Genomic DNA, 17,555 nt, shown 5'->3' with positions numbered 1-17,555 from the left:
CGACACCCCTGGACGCCTTATTAAATGCCGTGTGGAAAATTTTTGGCTATTTTGCCGGAACGGCGACAAGCGCCGGGAAATGAAAAAAGCCAGCCCGAAGGCTGGCTTTCCGCTGGCGTCGTGGCGCAGGAATTACTGCAGCAGCGACATGACCATCGACGACATGCTGTTCGACTGCTTCAGCATGGCGGTGCCGGCTTGCAGCAGCATCTGGTTCGACGTCATGTTCGCGCTTTCCGTTGCGAAGTCGACGTCCATGATACGGCCGGTAGCGGCCTTGGTGTTCGAGCTGATGTTGCCCAGGTTGGTGTTGATGTGGTCCAGACGGTTGGCGGCTGCACCGATCGACGAACGCACGGTACCGACATTGTTGATGGCGGCCGTCAGGTTCGAGATGGCGGTGTTGGCAGCCGACGTCAGCTCCGTACCCGTGCCGGCGGTCGTGTAGTTCGACGTGGCGGTCGTCACGGACGATTCCAGCGTGCTCAGGGCAGTGCCCAGGTTGATCGACATTTTTTCGCCGGCGCTCGCGCCGATCTGGAACGTCATCGACGAAGCCAGCGTGCCGCCGACCAGCAGCGTGGAGCCGCCGAACGTGGTGTTTTTCAGGATGTTGCCCAGTTCCTGGCCGAGTGCGTCGTATTCCGACTGCATGGCGGTCTTGTCGTCGGCGTTCGACGATGCGTCGGCAGCCTGCGTTGCCAGGTCCTTCATGCGCACCAGCATGTTGGTGACTTCGTCGAAGGCGCCGTCAGCCGTCTGCAGCAGCGACTTGGAGTTCTGCGTGTTCGTCATGGCGACCTGCTGGCCGCTGGTCTGGGCTTTCAGGCGGGTAGCGATCTGCAGGCCGGCGGCGTCGTCCATCGACGAGTTGATGCGGTAGCCGGTCGACAGGCGCGTCATCGACGTGGACAGGTTGCTTTGGGTGCGCGACAGGGCGTTTTGGGCGGACAGGGCGGCGGCGTTGGTGTGCAGGCTCAGCATGATGATTACTCCAGCGTGGGTTCATGGGCATGCTCGTCACGCCCTCATCAGTACAAGGCGGCCAATACCTCGATCGCATTAAATGCTGTACGGAAAAATTTTGAGTTTTTTGCGCGACGCCCGTGCCTCGAACGAAAAAAGCCAACCCGAAGGTTGGCTTTCTGAAGCAAAGCAGCGGAAAAGCGATTACTGCAGCAGGGACATGACCATCGACGACATGCTGTTCGACTGCTTCAGCATGGCGGTGCCGGCCTGCAGCAGCATCTGGTTCGACGTCATGTTCGCGCTTTCCGTTGCGAAGTCGACGTCCATGATGCGGCCGGTAGCGGCTTTGGTGTTCGAGCTGATGTTGCCCAGGTTGGTGTTGATGTGGTCCAGGCGGTTGGCGGCTGCACCGATCGACGAACGCACGGTGCCGACCTTGTTGATCGCGTCCGTCAGGTTCGAGATCGCGGTGGAGGCGGAGCCCGCACCCGTCAGCTCGGCGCCGGTCGTGGCCGTAGCGTAGTTGCTCGTGGCGGAACTGACGGCCGTTACCAGGGCGCTCACTGCGGTGCCCAGGTTGATCGTCATTTTTTCGCTGGAGCTGGCGCCGATCTGGAACGTCATCGACGAAGCCAGCGTGCCGCCGACCAGCAGCGTGGAGCCGCCGAACGTGGTGTTTTTCAGGATGTTGCCCAGTTCCTGGCCCAGTGCGTCGAATTCCGACTGCATGGCGGTCTTGTCGTCGGCGTTCGACGACACGTCGGCTGCCTGCGTGGCCAGATCCTTCATGCGCACCAGCATGTTGGTGACTTCGTCGAAGGCGCCGTCAGCCGTTTGCAGCAGCGACTTGGAGTTCTGCGTGTTCGTCATGGCGACTTGCTGGCCGCTGGTCTGGGCTTTCAGGCGGGTAGCGATCTGCAGGCCGGCGGCGTCGTCCATCGACGAGTTGATGCGGTAGCCGGTCGACAGGCGCGTCATCGACGTGGACAGGTTGCTCTGGGTGCGCGACAGTGCGTTTTGGGCGGACAGTGCAGCGGCGTTGGTGTGAAGGCTCAGCATTTGAAATACTCCGGTGATTGGTTTCACGGGGCATGCTCTTCATGCCCTCAAGAGTACAGGGCGACCCGCTCAACCCATCCATTAAGTGCCGTGTGGAAAAATTTTTTGGTTTTTCCGCAGATGCGTTCTAGAATTTCCTTGCCGCGTCGCGGGCGTGCACTTCCAGCTCCGTCATCGGCACCAGGTCGTATTCGATTTCAAAGTTTTCCGGCGCCTGGCCGGCGCACCAGCGGTGCCACATATGACGTACCGCACCTTCCAGGCCGGCGGCAATGACGTCCGGGCGGCTGATCGGTGCAATGCTCAGCAGGGCACGCAGGCTTTGGCGCAGGTCGCTGAGCAGCTCGAGGCGTGCCGTCACGGCCAGGCCCCGCTCGACGAACTCGTCGAAGCTGTGGGCGACAAACGCATTCAGGTTCAGCTGCGACAGTACGCCGGCCGCGCTGCGTCCTGCCAGCGTGTCGCCCGCCAATGTCAGAAGCGGGATACCCATCCACAGCGCCTGCATCGTCGTGGTGCCGCCCGCGTAGGGGAAGGTATCGAGGCAGACGTCCACCTTATGGTGCAGATAGAAATATTCGCACAGCGATGCGCGCGGCTTGAATTCCAGCCGCGACAACGCGATGCCTTCCTCTGCAAACCAGTCGATCAGGTGCTGGTACTGGCCGTTCGACGGCATGCCGGCGAGCATCAGGCGTGCCGTCGGCTGGGCCCGCAACAGGCGCGCCCACAGGGCGATCACGGGCCGGCGCAGCTTGTTGATGCGGTTGAAGCTGCCGTACGTGATATAGCCATTGGTATAGGCGGGCAGGGCATTGACGTCCGGCAAATCCGCGCGCGGCTGGAACGGCGCGCACGCGGGCAGGTAGGCGAAGCGCTCGGAGAACTGCCCCGCCATCTCGGGCAGCAGCGTGTGGCGGTCGTGCAGGATGTAGTCCATTGCCGCCAGGCCTGTGGTGCCGGGGTAGCCCATCCACGTTGCCTGGACCGGCGCGGGCTTGTGCGCAAACACGGCCAGGCGGTTGCGGTTGGTATGGCCGGACAGGTCGATCAGCACGTCGATGCCGTCCGCCCGGATCAGCGACAGCACGGCGTCGTCGCGCAGCGCGGCGATGTCGCGCCAGACGTGGAAGCGCGCGCGCATCCGGTCCGTCGCGTCGTCGTGCGCTTCCTTGTTGTAGTAGCCGAACAGTTGCACGCGCGCCGAACGATGCAGGAACTCCAGGATCGGCATGAAGAAATTGGCCAGCGCGTGATTGTTGAAGTCGCCCGACACGAAGCCAAGGCGGATGACGCGTTCGGGGGCGCGCTCGTTGGTGTGTGGCGGCAGGGGGCCGGCCAGCGCGGCGCAGTGTGCGCCGAAACGGAAATGTTCTTCCGCGATCTCCTCGGCCGACACGTCGTCCGCATGCGACAGGCAGAACAGCAGGTTGCCCGTGAGTTCCAGGTCGCCCGGCAATACGGCGAGGCCCGCGCGGCAGGCGGCAATGGCTTCATGCAGCCGGCCCTGTTCGGACAGCTGGGCGGAAATGCTGATGTGCGCGCGCTGATAGTCCGGCTGCAGCTGCAGCACGTGATGAAACTGCGCCAGCGCCTCTGCCGAGCGGCCCATCCGGTGCAGGCAGATGCCGAGGTTATGGTGGGCATCGATGAACTGCGGATCGGCAGCGATGGCGATGCGATAGTGCTCGTGCGCGGCCTCGAAATCCTGGCGGTCTTCCAGAATCACGCCGAGGTTGCCATGCGCCAGCGCATGGTCGGGCACGAGCGCGAGCACTCTTTCGTACAGCCGCGTCGCGTCGTCCGGCCGGGGTGTCAGCTGCAGCCCGATGGCGATTGCCAGCAGCAGGGGCAGGTCGTCGCCGCCGAGCGCTTCGGCGCGCAGGTAGCCGGCCTGTGCCTCATCGGCATTGCCCAGTGCACGCTGGATGTCCGCATGGCGCAGCCACACGGCCGCGCTGTCCGGTACCACGTCCAGCACGGCGCGGCACAGCTTCGCCGCCTCGTCGTGCTGGTCCAGAGCCGCCAGCACGTCGATCAGATTGCCGGCGATGTCCACGTCGTGAGGCGCCAGTGCCAGCGCGCGCCGGTAACTGTCGGCTGCCGCATCGAAGCGGCGCAGCGCAGCCTGGCAATTGCCCAGGTTGAGGTGAGCCACCAGATAGTCCCCGTTCAGCCCGATTGCCTGGTCGAAACTGTCGATGGCTGCCGCCAGCTCGCCGATGGCGGAGTAGGCGCTGCCGAGGTTGCAGTGCGCTTCCGCCAGCTGCGGCGCCAGGGCCAGCGCGCGCTCGTAGGTGGCGATGGCCGCGTCGAACTGTTGCGCATCCTGTTGTGCATTGCCGAGGCCGACCAGGTTTTCCGCGTCGTCCGGCGCCAGCCGGGCCGCCTCTTCCAATACCGCCAGCGCGGGCTTGCCCTGCACCTGCAGGATCGTGCCCAGCATGCCCCACAGCATGCCCGATTCCGGGAAGCGCTCGATCAGCGCCCGCACCGCCTGCTCGGCGCCAGCATGGTTGCCGGCACCGTACAGGCGTACGACTTCGTCCGTCTCCGCCGCGGCCGGGCGGCTGGCCGCCAGCTCGGCAAGGGCCGCGCCGCAGCGCGCCTCGAGCGCCCGCAGTTCCGGTCCGTCGAGGCCGCGCACGCGCGCATCGGTCAACAGCGCATGGGCTTGTTCCGGCTGTCCGGCGCGCAGCAGCCCTTCGCCATACGACAGCCAGAACTGCCCTTCGTCGGGATTGATCGACCATGCCTGGCGCAGGAAAGGCAACCCCTCGGCCGCCCGCTCCTGTTGCCAGGCGAGCATGCCGAGATTGTGGTTGGCCAGCGCGTGATAGGGCCGCTGCGCCAGGATCTCCCGGTAGGCCTGGGCGGCGTCGTCGAGGCGGCGGGCCTGATGGTGGGCGATGGCCACTGCCAGCGTATCGTCAACGGAAAAAGGAATGTCGGAACTCATGGCGTCGATAGAGGTGTCGGAAAGCGGCATTGCGGCCGCACGGTGGGCGCTTCAGATATCGCGGACGAGGGCGATGATGGCGTCCTGCGTGACCGGGTCCAGGTCCGGGAAGATCGGCAGGCACAGCACCTGCAGCGAGACGCTCATCGCGTTCGGCACGTTCTCGCGTTTGGCCGACGGCATGCCCCGGTACATGGGGAATTCGCTGATCAACGGATAGAAATAGCGCCGGGCAAAGATGCCCGAGGCGCGCAGCTTGTCGTACAGTTCGTCGCGGCTGAGCGGATAGCCGGGCTGCACCAGCACGGGGAAATACGAATAGTTCGGCCGGGTGCTGGCGGGAATGGCAGGGCAGACGATACCGCGCACGTCGCTCAGCGCGGCGCGGTAGCGCGCATCCACCTCGGCGCGGCGCCCCAGCACGCCATCGATCTTCTGCAGTTGCAGCAGGCCGAACGCGGCGTTGATTTCACTCATCTTGCCGTTGATGCCGGGTGCGACGACCGTCACTTCATCGGCAAAGCCGAAGTTCTTCAGCGAATCGATATGGCGTTTGGTGCGCGCATCCTTGCAGATGATGGCGCCGCCCTCGAAGGTATTGAATACCTTGGTCGCGTGGAAGCTCAGCACCGACAGGTCGCCATGGTTCAGCACGCTGGTGCCTTCATGCTGCACGCCGAACGCATGGGCCGCGTCGTAGATTACCTTCAGGCCGTAGTTGGCGGCGATGCGCTCGATGCCCTCGACGTCGCAGGGGCGGCCGTAGCAGTGCACCGGCAGGATGGCGGTGGTTTGCGGCGTGATGGCAGCTTCGATCTGGCGCGGGTCGATATTGAACGTGTCGGGATCGATATCGACAAACACAGGCTTGATGCCGTTCCACAGCATCGAGTGGGCCGTGGCGACAAACGAGTAGGGTGTCGTGATGACTTCGCCCGTAATGCGCAGCGACTGCATGGCCGTCATCAGCGCCAGCGTGCCGTTGGCAAACAGGGACAGGTACGGCACACCGAGGTAGCGCGCCAGTTCCGTCTCCAGCTGCTGGTGGAACGGCCCGCCGTTGGTCAGCATCTTGTTGTCCCAGATCTGCTGCAGATACGGGATGAATTCCTCGAGAGGAGGCAGCGCAGGCTGGGTAACGTAGACCGGCTTGCTGATGGGATCGTTTTTCATGGTGGATCGCGGCTGTACAGGTTAAGGGAAACGGCAATCTCCATTGCGGGACGGAGCTCTTGCTGCTGTGCTGCTTTCCGCCTGCGGCATATCCTCCTCATGGCCTCCCGCGACCAGGTACGACGCCAGTTGGCCGCACTGGCGCGGCCGCGATGAAGCGCGGCGGCGGCTTCATCTCGTGGAAAAACTTCTTCCGAGGCAATTGTACAGTTTCCATGAGGCAAAGCAAGGGAACGCATTGCATCAATATCGGATTGATGGCGCAATGCAACGCGACAGTACGGCTGCGCGCTATTTTTGCGTTCCCATACGGTATAATTTCCGTAGGGAACGAATTACGGGTCACGCTGATGCCACCGCGCGCGCTCATGCGGGCAATTCTGCTAAGTTCTGCCTGGTCGGGGAACCTGTCGGATGGAGCATAGAACAGCGGCGCCGGCAGCGGCGCATGACACGGGGTCGTACTCCCGCCACCCGCAGGGTTTGCTCCGGGAAGACAGCGGCATTTACGGGCGCACAGCGCGCACAACAGTAACGATATGAGTGCACTTCACATTCCCTCCCGGCCCGGCAGCCGCATCCTCGATCTCGCCGCGTACCTGCCCGAGCAGGTGCTGACGAACGACGAGCTCGCCGCCCTCTACCCTGACTGGCCTGCCGAAAAAATTCTCGACAAGACGGGCATCGGGGTGCGCCATGTTGCCGCGCCCGGCCAGACCGCCGGCGACCTGGCATACGAAGCCGCGCGCAACCTGTTCGCGCAAGGCCAGGTCGCCCCGGCGCACGTCGATTTCATTATCCTGTGCACCCAGGCGCCCGACTATGTGCTGCCGACCACGGCCTGCGTGCTGCAGCACCGGCTCGGCATCGCCACGTCGGCCGGCGCGTTCGACATCAACCTGGGATGCTCCGGCTTCGTTTATGGCCTGTCGGTGGCAAAAGGGCTGGTCGAGACGGGCGCCGCGCGCTGCGTCCTGCTGCTGACCGCCGATACCTATTCCCGCTACATCCACCCGCAGGACAAGAGCGTGCGCACGCTGTTCGGCGACGGCGCGGCGGCGACGGCCATCGTGGCGGACGACGGCGCGCCTTCGATCGGACCGTTCGTGTTCGGCACGGACGGCAGCGGCGCCGGCAACCTGATCGTGCCGGCCGGCGGCTTCCGGCGCCCGGGCGACGCGGACAGCGCCGTCGAACGCACGGACGGCTCCGGCAACGTGCGGACGGATGAGCACCTGTACATGAACGGCGCCGAAGTGATGGCGTTCTCGCTGCGCGAAGTGCCGAAGGCGGTCGACGCGCTGCTGGACAAGGCCGGCCGCACGAAGGACGACATCGGCCTGTTTGTGCTGCACCAGGCCAACAAATTCATGCTGGAGGCGCTGCGCAAGCGGCTCAAGGTGCCGGAAGAGAAACTGCCGGTCTGCGTGCGGGACTGGGGCAATACCGTGTCCTCGTCGATCCCGCTGGCGCTGATCGGACTGCGTAACGCCGGCAGGCTGCCGGCCGGCACGACAACGATGCTGGTGGGTTTCGGCGTCGGCTATTCCTGGGCGGCATGCCTGGTAAATTTTTGAGTGGAGAAGTGGTATGACGGAGTTTTACGAAGGATTGGCCGAGATTCTGGAAGTCGATGTGCGGAAAGTGACGCCCGCCCTCGACCTGCAGACGTGCTCGTGGGATTCGCTGGCCGTGGTGTCCACCATCGCGCTGGCCGACGATTGCTTCAACGTGCTGCTTGACGGGCAATCGCTGGGCGAGTGCAATACGGTGGGCGATATCGAACAGCTGATCGAATCCAAAAAGGGCTGAGCATGACTGTGGCTGAAGTCGGGTCTGGTGACGGTGCGTGCGGCCGTGAGGTCGTCGCCGGCGGCGCGCGCATTGCCGGCGTCGTGTCGTGCGTGCCCACGCGCGAAGTCGACAATGCCGGTTTCGTCGAGCGCTTCGGCGAGCAGGCCGTGCACGACGTCGTCAAGATGATCGGCGTGACCCGGCGCCGCCATGTGGACGCAGGCACGACCACGCGCGACCTGTGCCGCGTGGCCGGCCAGCGCCTGCTGGCGGACCTGGCATGGGACCCGGCCGGCATCGACGCGCTGATCTTCGTCACGCAGACCCCCGACTTCCGGCTGCCTGCCACCGCCTGCGTGCTGCAGGCCGAGCTGGGCCTGTCCACGTCGTGCATCGCCTTCGACATCAACCTGGGCTGCTCGGGCTATCCGTATGCCCTGTGGCTGGGGATGACGATGATCCAGAGCGGCGCCGCCCGCCGTGTGCTGCTGGCCGTGGGCGACACCGTGACGCGCATGGTCGACCCGGCCGACCGCGCCACGGCGATGATCTTCGGCGATGCCGGCACCGTGACGGCGCTGGAAGCGTCCGCCGACGCGCCAAGGGCCAGCTTCGTGCTCGGCACGGACGGCCGCGGCGCCAGTCACCTGATCGTGCCGGAAGGCGCGTTCGGCCGCACCCCGGCGGACGATCCGCGCCTGCGGGACCGCGATCCGGCCTGCCTGTTCATGGACGGCGGCGAAATCTTCAACTTCACGTTGCGCGCCATTCCGCCGCTGGTGGCGCGGACGATGGCGCTGGGCGGCGTGCCGGCCGTGGAATACGATGCCTTCCTGTTCCATCAGGCCAATCGCTTCATGCTCAATCACCTTGTCAAGAAGTGCAAGCTGCCGGCCGACCGGGTGCCCATCAATATCGGCGACTACGGCAATACCAGTTCGGCGTCGATTCCGCTCCTGATGACGACGTCGCTGCGCGAGCAGTTGCGCGAGCGGGGCGGGCGGCTTGCCATGTTCGGTTTTGGCGTCGGCTATTCCTGGGGCGCCGCGGCGCTGGAAACGGGGCCGGTGCGTGTCGTGGAGACGATCGATTATGACTAACGTATTTGCCGACGATTGCCTGGCGGGCGGGACTTACCTGGTGACGGGCGCCTCGTCCGGCATCGGCCGCGCCACGGCGCTGCTGATCGCCGCCTGCGGCGGCCGCGTGATCGGATCCGGCCGCGACGAGGGCCGGCTGGCCGGGCTGAAGGATGCCTTGCCTGGTACCGGCCACGTTGTCAGCGCGCAGGCATTGCGCGATGCGGACACGGTGACGGACTGGGTCAAGGGCCTGGTCGAGGCGCACGGGCCGCTGTCCGGCGTGTTCCATGGTGCAGGCGTCGAACTGATCAAGCCGGCGCGGATGACGCGCCAGTCCGATCTCGACAACGTGCTGGCCGGCAGCCTGTACGCCGGCTTCGGCATTGCGCGCGCCGTCAGCCAGAAGAACACGATGGTCGATGCCGGCTCGGTCGTGCTGATGTCGTCCGTGGCGGGCGCTACCGGCCAGGTGGGCATGACGGCCTATTCCGCCGCCAAGGCCGCCGTCGAGGGGCTGGTGCGCTCGCTCTCCTGCGAGCTGGCGGCCCGCGCCATCCGCGTCAATGCGATTGCCGCCGGGGCCGTGGAGACCGCGATGCATGCGCGCCTGACGCGCGGCAGCGGCGAAGCGGCCACGGCCGAGTATGCCCGCAGCCACCTGCTGGGCTTCGGCGCTGCCGACGACGTCGCGAACGCGGCCGTCTTCCTGCTCAGCGGCGCAAGCCGCTGGATCACCGGCAGCGTCATGGCTGTCGACGGCGGCTATATGGTGCGCTGATGGGGAGCCGTCTGATCCTGGTGGGCGCGGGCGGTTTCGGCCGCGAACTGATCAACTGGGCCGAGGACGCCGCCGCGCAGGGCGGCCAGGCATTCGCGGGCTACCTGGACATGCATGCCGACGTCCTGGCCGGCAGCGCGTATGCGCTGCCGTGGCTGGGCACGCCGGACGCGTACGTGCCGCAAACGGGCGACGCATTCGTCATCGCCATCGGCGACCCGGCCGGCAAGCGTGCGGTGGTGGAACAGCTGCGCGCCCGCGGCGCCCGTTTCGCCCGGCTGGTCCACCCGAGCGCCGTCGTGGCGCGCACGGCGGTGCTGGGCGAAGGCGTCGTGCTGTGCCCGCATTCGATGGTGTCGGCGGACGCACGCGTGGGCGATTTCGTTGCCGTCAACACCCTGTCGAGCGTGGGCCACGATGCGGTCGTGGGCGCGTACACGACGCTGAGCGGCCACGTCGACCTGACGGGCCATGTGCAGGTGGGCGAGGGCTGCTTCTTCGGCTCCGGCGCAAGGGTGCTGCCGAAAGTGAGGGTGGGCGCCCGCGCCCGCATCGGTGCCGGTGCCACCATCATGCGCAACGTGGCCGAGGATGCCACGATGTTTACGATGCCGGCGAAAAAGCTGTGATGCCCATGTCCTTCGACCGGCAGCTGTTCGAGGGCTTCTGGCAGCTGCTGTGCCATCGCAACGAGCTGCCCGTGCAGGGCGACTTCCTGCGTTTCGACGTGCCCGGCGGCGAAGTGGTCGTGTTCAACGACGATGGCGAACTGGTCGCCTTCGACAACCGCTGCCCGCACCGCGGCGCCCGCATCTACCAGGGCGATCACGGCAACCAGGCAGCCACGTGCGGCTATCACGGCTGGACGTTCCGCAAGGGCCACCTGATCATTCCAGAGCGCGAATCGTTCGTGAACTGCGGCATCGAGACGGCCACGTGGCGCACGCTGCCCGTGGACTGGTGCGGCGACTTCCTGTTCGTCGGCATCGCGCCGCGGCAGCCGCTGTACGAGCAGCTGGGCAAGGTGGCGACGCTGCTGGAAAATATTTCGTTCAACATTGCGGGCCGCCACGACTTCAGCCGCTACGACTTCGAATGCTACTGGCCGCTGGCCGTGGAAAACGCCCTCGAGCCTTACCACATTTCAATGGTGCATCCGTCCACCCTGGGCACGCTGGCGCTGGAGGCGGGCGAGAATGTTTTCGACGGCAAGAACTCGGTCTGGTATGCCCCGGTCGGCAACGCCGCCGTACGCAAGAAGCTGGCGACGCTGAAACGCTTCTTCCAGCTCGACTTCCAGTACGAAGGGTATATGAGCATTTACCTGTACCCCTTCACGATGCTCTCCTCCACGTTCGGCTATTCGTACTCGCTGCAGCACTTCCTGCCGCATCCCGCCGATCCGGACCGTACCAGCTTCACCAGCCGGCTGCTGAGCACGCCAGCCAGCTCACCGGCGGCACAGGCCGTTATCGGAACGTTCCTGGACTCGACCGCCCAGGTCAACCGCAAGGTGTTCGACGAGGATCATGCCATCTGCCGGACGATGCCGCGCGACTCGTGGAGTACCGAGCCGCTGCGCTTCCCGTCGGCCAGTGAAGCGAAGATCGTGCATTTCCGCGCCAGCTGCCGCGACGTGCTGAGATGACGCTGCCGGATATTGTCCGTACCCGGCAATCTTTCAGCCGATAACGCCCGGCGGCTGGCCGGCGCAGCAGCGCTGCCACATGGTGCGCAACGCGCTCTCGAAACTGTCCCCGAACAGCGCCGGATTGCCGAAGCCGGACTGCAGGAAGCGCCGGCGCATCGTCGCGCGCAGCGCCGCCAATGCGGCCGTGTCCTGCGCCAGCGCGGTGCCGCGGCGGACGAAGTCGTCCACGTCGTGCGTGATCCACTGCTCGAGCTGCATGTGCGCCATTGCCCCCGCGGTGGAGCGGGTGGCCATCGACGTGCCGCACACCGTCAGCGTCGGCACACCCATGTAGGCAGCGTTCAGCGTGGTGGTGCCGCCGCTGTAGGGCAGCGTGTCGAGGCACATGTCGACCTCGCCGTGCTGTGCCAGGTAGGTGAGCATGCCGGTACGCTGGCCCCAGCGCAGCCGGTGCGAATCGATGCCGGCCTGCGCAAACCATTCGGCGATCCTGGCCTGTTCTTCGGTACGGTCGATGCCGGCCACGAACATCTGCGCGCCCGGCACTGCCTGCAGCACCCTGGCCCAGGCCGACACTGTTGCCTGGTCGATCTTGTTGGCGCGGTTGAAGCTGCCGAACGTGACGAACCCGCGCTCGAGCGCCGGCAGCGCGGTGACCTCGGGCGCGCGCGCATCGGGTTCGTAGGTCACGCAGGCGGGCAGGTAGGCGGGGTGCTCGGTGAACTCTTCCGCCGCGGTGTCCGGCGGGATGACGGTCTTGTCGGTGATGATGTAGTCGATCGCATGCAGGCCGGTGGAAGCGGGGTAGCCGATCCACGTGGCCTGCAAGGGGGCCGGCTTGCGGGCAAACATCGTCAGCCGGTTGAAGCCCGTATGGCCGGACAGGTCGATCAGGATGTCGATGCCGTCGCGCCGGATCGTTTCGTCCAGCGCGTCGTCCGACAGGCTGTGCACGTTGCGCCAGTTCGGCACCAGCGCCTGCAGCGCCGCCGTCTTGCGGTCGGTGATCGTGTTGTTGTAATACGCGAAGAGCGCCAGGGCGGGCCGCTGCGCCAGTTCCCGCAGTGCCGGCTCGATGAAGCCAGCCACCGCGTGTTCATGGAAGTCGCCGGAGACGAAGCCAACGTTCAGGCGGCGGGCGGGATCCGGCTGGCGCGGCGTGGCCCACGCGGCGCGGCGCTCGAATTGCGCGGCAAAACCGGCGCGGACCTGGCGGGCGATGGTTGGGTCGACATTCGCATGCGCCAGGCAGAACAGCAGATTTGAATAGGCGTCCGCGAAGCCTGGCTCCAGCTGGATCGCCTTGCGCCATAACGTGATCGCTTCGTCGGTCTGGCCCACCTGGCTGAGGAAGTGCGCCAGATTGGAGCGGATATTGGCCGCCCTGGGATTGAGCCGGGCGGCCTTGCGCAGGTTGGGAATCGCGCGGGCCGGCTGGCCCAACGCGCCCTGCGCATTGGCGAGGTTGAGCAGCAGTTCCGGGTCTTCGGGGGCCAGCGACAGGGCGACGGCACTGAATTCCAGCGCTTCGCGGTGCTGGCCCAGCCGGCTCAGCACGATCGACAGGTTGCGGTAGGCATCGATATGGCCGTTGTCGGCCTCGACGGACTGGCGGAAGTAGTGCACGGCGCCGGCGTTGTCGCCCAGCGCCTGCAGCGCCGTGCCCATGTTGTTCAGCGCGGTCGCATAATCGGGCCGCAGGTCCAGGGCATGGCGCAGCCAGGCCAGCGCATCCGTGTGGCGGCCCTGTTCGATGAGCAGGGCGCCCAGGTTGCCTGCGGCCATCCAGGACTGCGGGTCGATGCGCAGCGCGTCGTGCAGGTGCGCGATCGCTTCGCCGGTCAGGCCGAGGTCGTGCAGCACGACGGCGAAGTCGATGTGGGCCGACAGGTTGTCCGGATCCAGCAGCAGCGCCTGGCCATAGTTCATGGCGCTGGCGTGCAGATTGCGGGTCGCCATCTGCAGCGACGCCAGCTGGACGAGCGCGGCCGGGTCGTCCGGAACGAGCTTGACCACCCGTTCGCTGGCGTTCAGCGCTTCGCCCAGCCGGCCGCTGGCGCGCAGCGATTCGGAGCGGCCGTAATGCAGGACAGGCTCGTCGCCCAGCAGGCGGATGGCTTTCGACCACGCGGCCGTGGCCTCTTCATGGCGGCCCGCGGCGTGCAGCGCCGAGGCCAGCGACGGGTACAGGTCGTGCAGGGCAGGGCGGGCCTGCAGGGCCAGCTCGTAGCACTGGGCGGCCACGTCGGCATTGCCCATGCCCTGTTCGACACTGCCCAGCTGAATCAGCGCATCGAGGCAGGAGGGGTCGATCGTCAGTGCCTGCCGGTAGCACGCGCCGGCCGCGGCCAGGTCGCCCCGGTCCTGCAGCGCCTGTCCCAGCACCGCATGGGCGGCGGGATTGCCGGGATCGGCCTGCGTCCAGCGCTGCAGTGCCGGCAGCGGATCGCCGCCCCCGGCCTGGACGGCCTCGCCCAGCAGGCGCCACACGTCCGGCCCAGCCCCGGCCGTGTCGGCAAGCTGGCGCAGCTGTGCGATGGCGGCGTCATGGTCGCCGGCCGCCAGTGCAGCCGCGGCCGCTTGCAGTTCGGGAGAGGAGGCGGGTGCTGCTGAGGAGGAGGAAGTTTTCATCGGGACGGATCGAATGACAATGCTTCATTCTACTTGCCCCGGGTCCGCTTGCAACGGAAGAACAGAACGGGAATCGGCCCCTATAGTCACCGATAAAGTCACCAGTAAGGTCACCAATGAGCGGTCACTCAGGGGCCGATGCCGATGCACTACATGTTCGGGTAGTTCGGCCCGCCGCCGCCTTCCGGCGTGACCCAGACGATGTTCTGCGTCGGGTCCTTGATGTCGCACGTCTTGCAGTGCACGCAGTTCTGCGCGTTGATCTGCAGGCGCTCGGCGCCGTCGTCGTTCCTGACGTACTCGTACACGCCGGCCGGACAGTAGCGCTGTTCCGGACCGGCATACTTGGCCAGGTTGACATCCACCGGCACCGACGGGTTCTTCAGCGTCAGGTGGACGGGCTGGTCTTCCGCGTGGTTCGTGTTCGAAATGAACACGGACGACAGCTTGTCGAACGTCAGCTTGCCATCCGGCTTCGGGTAGACGATCGGCGTGTAGTTTGCCGCCGGCTTCAGGCAGGCGTGGTCCGGCTCGCTGTGGTGCAGGGTCCAGGGCGCCTTGCCGCGGAACACGATCTGGTCGATGCCCGTCATGATGGAGCCGTAGATCAGGCCCTTGTTCAGGTACTGCTTGACGTTGCGCGCCACGTGCAGTTCTTCGTGCAGCCAGGACTGCTCGAACGCGGTCGGGTAGGCCGCCAGCTCGTCGAACTGGCGACCCTCGCCCAACGCGGCAACCAGCGCCTCGGCGGCCAGCATGCCGGACTTGATGGCGGCGTGGCTGCCCTTGATGCGGCTCATGTTGAGGAAGCCGGCATCGCAGCCGATCAGCGCGCCGCCCGGGAACACCAGCTTCGGCAGCGACTGCAGGCCGCCGGCCGTGATGGCGCGGGCGCCGTACGAGATGCGTTTGCCGCCCTCGAAGAACTGGCGGATTTCCGGGTGTGTCTTGTAGCGCTGGAATTCCTCGTACGGCGACAGGTAGGGATTCTGGTAGTTCAGGCCGACGACATAGCCGACGACAACCTGGTTGTTTTCCATGTGGTACAGGAACGAGCCGCCGTAGGTGTCGTGCGCCAGCGGCCAGCCGGACGTGTGGATGACCAGGCCCGGCTTGTGTTTCGCGGGATCGATTTCCCACAGTTCCTTGATGCCGATGCCGTACGCCTGCGGGTCCTTGCCCTTGTTCAGGTCGTATTTCGCCATCAGCTGCTTGCCCAGGTGGCCGCGCGAGCCTTCCGCGAACAGCGTGTACTTGCCGTGCAGTTCCATGCCCAGCTGGAAGTCGGGGCCCGGCTCGCCGTCCCGCCTGACGCCCATATTGCCGGTGGCGACGCCCTTGACGGCGCCGTCGTCGTTGTACAGGATCTCGGCGGCAGGGAAGCCGGGGAAGATCTCCACACCCAGGCTCTCGGCCTGCTGGCCCAGCCAGCGGGTCACGTTGCCCAGCGAGATGACGTAGTTGCCGTGGTTCTCCAGGCACTTCGGCACCATGAAGTTCGGCGTCTTGTACGCTTTCGTCTCCGTCAGGAACAGCACGCGGTCTTCCGTGACCTCGGTGTTGAGCGGCGCGCCCAGCTCCTTCCAGTTCGGCATCAGCTCCGTCAGCGCGCGCGGGTCCATCACGGCGCCGGACAGGATATGGGCGCCCAGTTCGCCGCCTTTTTCCAGCACGACGACGGAAATCTCCTGGCCTTTTTCCTGCGCCAGCTGCTTGATGCGAATGGCCGCCGACAGGCCGGCCGGGCCGCCGCCGACGATCACGACGTCATACTCCATCGCTTCGCGCGGACCGTACTGTTCAACGAGATTTGTCATAAGAATTGTTATATTTAAGTGGAACGGGGAAATTAGCACGAGTGTGCTTCTTTTTCCGCCCAAATGCAACGGCATTGTATTAGATGTTCCCGTCTAATACTGCTAATTGTGTAAGATGTGAGCCAAAGCGGTGCCCCCAGCTACCGGCACGCACCGCGCGACAACAGAACAGGAGTAGCCGTGGGTATCGAAGTCAATTTTGAGGGCAAGATCGCGCTCGTGACGGGCGCTTCCAGCGGCCTGGGGGCCCGGTTCGCCAAGGTGCTGGCCGGCGCCGGCGCGCAGGTGGTGCTGGCGTCGCGCCGCACCGAGCGCCTGAAGGAGCTGCGCGCGGAAATCGAGGCGGACGGCGGCGCCGCCCACGTGGTGGCGCTGGACGTGACGGACTACGCCAGCATCAAGTCCGCCATTGCCCACGCGGAAACGGAAGCGGGACCGATCGACATCCTCGTCAACAACTCGGGCGTCTCGACAACACAGCGCCTGGTGGACGTCACGCCGGAAGACTACAGCTTCATCATGGACACCAACCTGCGCGGCGCCTTTTTCGTTGCGCAGGAAACAGCCAAGCGGATGATCGCGCGCGCCAAGGGCGATCCGAAGAAGCAGCACCGCATCATCAATGTCGCATCGGTGGCCGGACAGCGCGTCATGCCGCAGATTGGCGTGTATTGCATCAGCAAGGCCGGCGTCATTCATATGACAAAAGCAATGGCGGTGGAGTGGGGCAAATACGGCGTGAATACGAATGCCATCTGCCCGGGTTTCATCGCCACGGAGATCAACGAGGATTATTTCGCCACGGAGCAGGGCAGGAAGCTCGTGGAAATGCTGCCGAATGGCCGCCCGGGCAAGCCGGAAGACCTCGATGGTCTGTTGTTGCTGCTGGCCGGCGATGATTCGCATTTCATCAATGGCGCCGTGGTGTCCGCCGACGGCGGCATGACGGGCGCCTGACTCGGGTTGGATTGCTTTGCGGCAATGTAGCGACTAAAATCAACGGGTGCGGATGCGCCAGCCCGAAACAGGGCACTTTTACGAATAACAGTGAGGCTTTCATGGCAACTCCTTCGCAGTTCGATAACGATACTTTTTCCCTGGCGCGCGATCATCTGGCCGCATTTGTACGGGAAACCGCGCAAAAGCTGTCGACGGGTGGCGGCAGATTGCTGGAGGTGGGGCCGCAGGAACGTAACCTGGTGCGCGAAACTTTCGCCAATTTCAACGTCGATACCTTCGACATTGTCGATACGTACAAGCCCACGCTGGTCGGCGATATCACCAAACATAACGCCTTCATCGCGGACAGCACCTATGACTGCGTCGTCTGCATGGAAGTGATCGAGCATACGCTCAATCCTTTCGACGCCGTGAAGGAAATCCGCCGCATCCTCAAGGACGGCGGCTACCTGCTGATTTCGGCACCGCTGAACTGGCGCATCCACGGCCCGATCCCGGACTGCTGGCGTATCACGGAGCATGGCTGGAATGCGCTGCTGCGCGATTTCGATATCGAGAAAATCGACAACCTGGAATCGCCGGGGCGGGAACTGTTTCCCATCCGTTACAACGTCCTGGCGCGCTGCAACAAGGCGAAAGCCACCCGCGACGACGAACTGACGTTCCGCTATATCTGAGGTTG

At 65.3% G+C, this 17,555-nt stretch carries 14 protein-coding genes; 8 read left to right on the top strand and 6 right to left on the bottom strand.

Annotated features, from left to right (window positions below):
• Positions 1-132: 132 nt before the first annotated feature.
• The 4 genes from E1742_RS05415 to E1742_RS05400 all read right to left on the bottom strand — a co-directional run bounded on the left by E1742_RS05415 (position 133) and on the right by E1742_RS05400 (position 6,160).
• On the bottom strand, positions 133-984 hold the full coding sequence (locus E1742_RS05415) for a flagellin N-terminal helical domain-containing protein (RefSeq protein WP_134383904.1): 852 nt from the start codon (positions 982-984) through the stop codon (positions 133-135).
• A gap of 186 nt (positions 985-1,170) precedes the next feature.
• Positions 1,171-2,028, bottom strand: a complete 858-nt coding sequence (locus E1742_RS05410; protein ID WP_134383903.1) for a flagellin N-terminal helical domain-containing protein — start codon at positions 2,026-2,028, stop codon at positions 1,171-1,173.
• A gap of 127 nt (positions 2,029-2,155) precedes the next feature.
• The gene (locus E1742_RS05405; RefSeq protein WP_166793435.1) at positions 2,156-4,987 is read right to left on the bottom strand and encodes an O-linked N-acetylglucosamine transferase family protein; all 2,832 of its coding nucleotides are present in this window, start codon (positions 4,985-4,987) and stop codon (positions 2,156-2,158) included.
• 51 nt (positions 4,988-5,038) lie between these two features.
• Positions 5,039-6,160, bottom strand: coding sequence for a DegT/DnrJ/EryC1/StrS family aminotransferase (locus E1742_RS05400; RefSeq protein WP_134383901.1), 1,122 nt, complete (start codon positions 6,158-6,160; stop codon positions 5,039-5,041).
• Between the two features lie 539 nt (positions 6,161-6,699).
• Between E1742_RS05400 and E1742_RS05395 the strand changes: the two genes are divergently transcribed.
• The 6 genes from E1742_RS05395 to E1742_RS05370 are packed head-to-tail and all read left to right on the top strand — an operon-like array spanning position 6,700 to position 11,462.
• On the top strand, positions 6,700-7,737 hold the full coding sequence (locus E1742_RS05395; RefSeq protein WP_134383900.1) for a ketoacyl-ACP synthase III: 1,038 nt from the start codon (positions 6,700-6,702) through the stop codon (positions 7,735-7,737).
• A 13-nt stretch (positions 7,738-7,750) separates the two neighbouring features.
• Positions 7,751-7,972, top strand: a complete 222-nt coding sequence (locus E1742_RS05390) for an acyl carrier protein (RefSeq protein ID WP_134383899.1) — start codon at positions 7,751-7,753, stop codon at positions 7,970-7,972.
• A 2-nt stretch (positions 7,973-7,974) separates the two neighbouring features.
• Positions 7,975-9,054, top strand: coding sequence for a ketoacyl-ACP synthase III (locus E1742_RS05385; RefSeq protein ID WP_134383898.1), 1,080 nt, complete (start codon positions 7,975-7,977; stop codon positions 9,052-9,054).
• On the top strand, positions 9,047-9,814 hold the full coding sequence (locus tag E1742_RS05380) for an SDR family NAD(P)-dependent oxidoreductase (protein WP_134383897.1): 768 nt from the start codon (positions 9,047-9,049) through the stop codon (positions 9,812-9,814). Before E1742_RS05385 ends, E1742_RS05380 begins: the two co-directional genes overlap by 8 nt.
• Entirely contained in the window at positions 9,814-10,443 is a 630-nt protein-coding gene (locus E1742_RS05375; RefSeq protein ID WP_134383896.1) for an acetyltransferase, read from the top strand. The genes E1742_RS05380 and E1742_RS05375 overlap by 1 nt, the downstream gene beginning before the upstream one ends.
• A gap of 5 nt (positions 10,444-10,448) precedes the next feature.
• Positions 10,449-11,462, top strand: a complete 1,014-nt coding sequence (locus E1742_RS05370) for an aromatic ring-hydroxylating oxygenase subunit alpha (protein ID WP_134383895.1) — start codon at positions 10,449-10,451, stop codon at positions 11,460-11,462.
• Between the two features lie 33 nt (positions 11,463-11,495).
• Here the strand turns inward: E1742_RS05370 and E1742_RS05365 are convergent, their stop codons facing one another.
• Together E1742_RS05365 and E1742_RS05360 are read right to left on the bottom strand one after the other, a co-directional pair.
• Positions 11,496-14,096: a tetratricopeptide repeat protein gene (locus tag E1742_RS05365; RefSeq protein ID WP_134383894.1), complete on the bottom strand. Its 2,601-nt coding sequence runs from the start codon at positions 14,094-14,096 to the stop codon at positions 11,496-11,498.
• A 149-nt stretch (positions 14,097-14,245) separates the two neighbouring features.
• On the bottom strand, positions 14,246-15,874 hold the full coding sequence (locus E1742_RS05360; protein ID WP_134388038.1) for an electron transfer flavoprotein-ubiquinone oxidoreductase: 1,629 nt from the start codon (positions 15,872-15,874) through the stop codon (positions 14,246-14,248).
• Between the two features lie 219 nt (positions 15,875-16,093).
• On the opposite strand from E1742_RS05360, the gene E1742_RS05355 reads away from it, so the two are divergent.
• Both E1742_RS05355 and E1742_RS05350 read left to right on the top strand, forming a co-directional pair.
• Complete coding sequence (locus tag E1742_RS05355; protein WP_134383893.1) at positions 16,094-16,870, top strand: SDR family oxidoreductase; 777 nt, start codon at positions 16,094-16,096, stop codon at positions 16,868-16,870.
• A gap of 11 nt (positions 16,871-16,881) precedes the next feature.
• Positions 16,882-17,550 (top strand): class I SAM-dependent methyltransferase, encoded by a 669-nt coding sequence (locus tag E1742_RS05350; protein ID WP_259772430.1) that lies wholly within the window; start codon positions 16,882-16,884, stop codon positions 17,548-17,550.
• Positions 17,551-17,555 lie beyond the last annotated feature (5 nt).

Origin of the sequence: Pseudoduganella plicata (assembly GCF_004421005.1) — a bacterium.
GTDB lineage: Bacteria > Pseudomonadota > Gammaproteobacteria > Burkholderiales > Burkholderiaceae_D > Rugamonas > Rugamonas plicata.
The sequence above is the reverse complement of the archived record's forward strand: the minus strand, read 5'-3'. Positions and strand labels throughout refer to the sequence as shown.

Excerpts from the sequence above, each read along its gene's own strand:
- E1742_RS05365 (WP_134383894.1), bottom strand. The coding sequence starts at position 14,096 with ATGAAAACTTCCTCCTCCTCAGCAGCACCCGCCTCCTCTCCCGAACTG.
- E1742_RS05360 (WP_134388038.1), bottom strand. The coding sequence starts at position 15,874 with ATGGAGTATGACGTCGTGATCGTCGGCGGCGGCCCGGCCGGCCTGTCG.
- E1742_RS05370 (WP_134383895.1), top strand. The coding sequence starts at position 10,449 with ATGTCCTTCGACCGGCAGCTGTTCGAGGGCTTCTGGCAGCTGCTGTGC.
- E1742_RS05415 (WP_134383904.1), bottom strand. The coding sequence starts at position 984 with ATGCTGAGCCTGCACACCAACGCCGCCGCCCTGTCCGCCCAAAACGCC.
- E1742_RS05385 (WP_134383898.1), top strand. The coding sequence starts at position 7,975 with ATGACTGTGGCTGAAGTCGGGTCTGGTGACGGTGCGTGCGGCCGTGAG.
- E1742_RS05400 (WP_134383901.1), bottom strand. The coding sequence starts at position 6,160 with ATGAAAAACGATCCCATCAGCAAGCCGGTCTACGTTACCCAGCCTGCG.
- E1742_RS05390 (WP_134383899.1), top strand. The coding sequence starts at position 7,751 with ATGACGGAGTTTTACGAAGGATTGGCCGAGATTCTGGAAGTCGATGTG.
- E1742_RS05375 (WP_134383896.1), top strand. The coding sequence starts at position 9,814 with ATGGGGAGCCGTCTGATCCTGGTGGGCGCGGGCGGTTTCGGCCGCGAA.
- E1742_RS05410 (WP_134383903.1), bottom strand. The coding sequence starts at position 2,028 with ATGCTGAGCCTTCACACCAACGCCGCTGCACTGTCCGCCCAAAACGCA.
- E1742_RS05395 (WP_134383900.1), top strand. The coding sequence starts at position 6,700 with ATGAGTGCACTTCACATTCCCTCCCGGCCCGGCAGCCGCATCCTCGAT.
- E1742_RS05405 (WP_166793435.1), bottom strand. The coding sequence starts at position 4,987 with ATGAGTTCCGACATTCCTTTTTCCGTTGACGATACGCTGGCAGTGGCC.
- E1742_RS05380 (WP_134383897.1), top strand. The coding sequence starts at position 9,047 with ATGACTAACGTATTTGCCGACGATTGCCTGGCGGGCGGGACTTACCTG.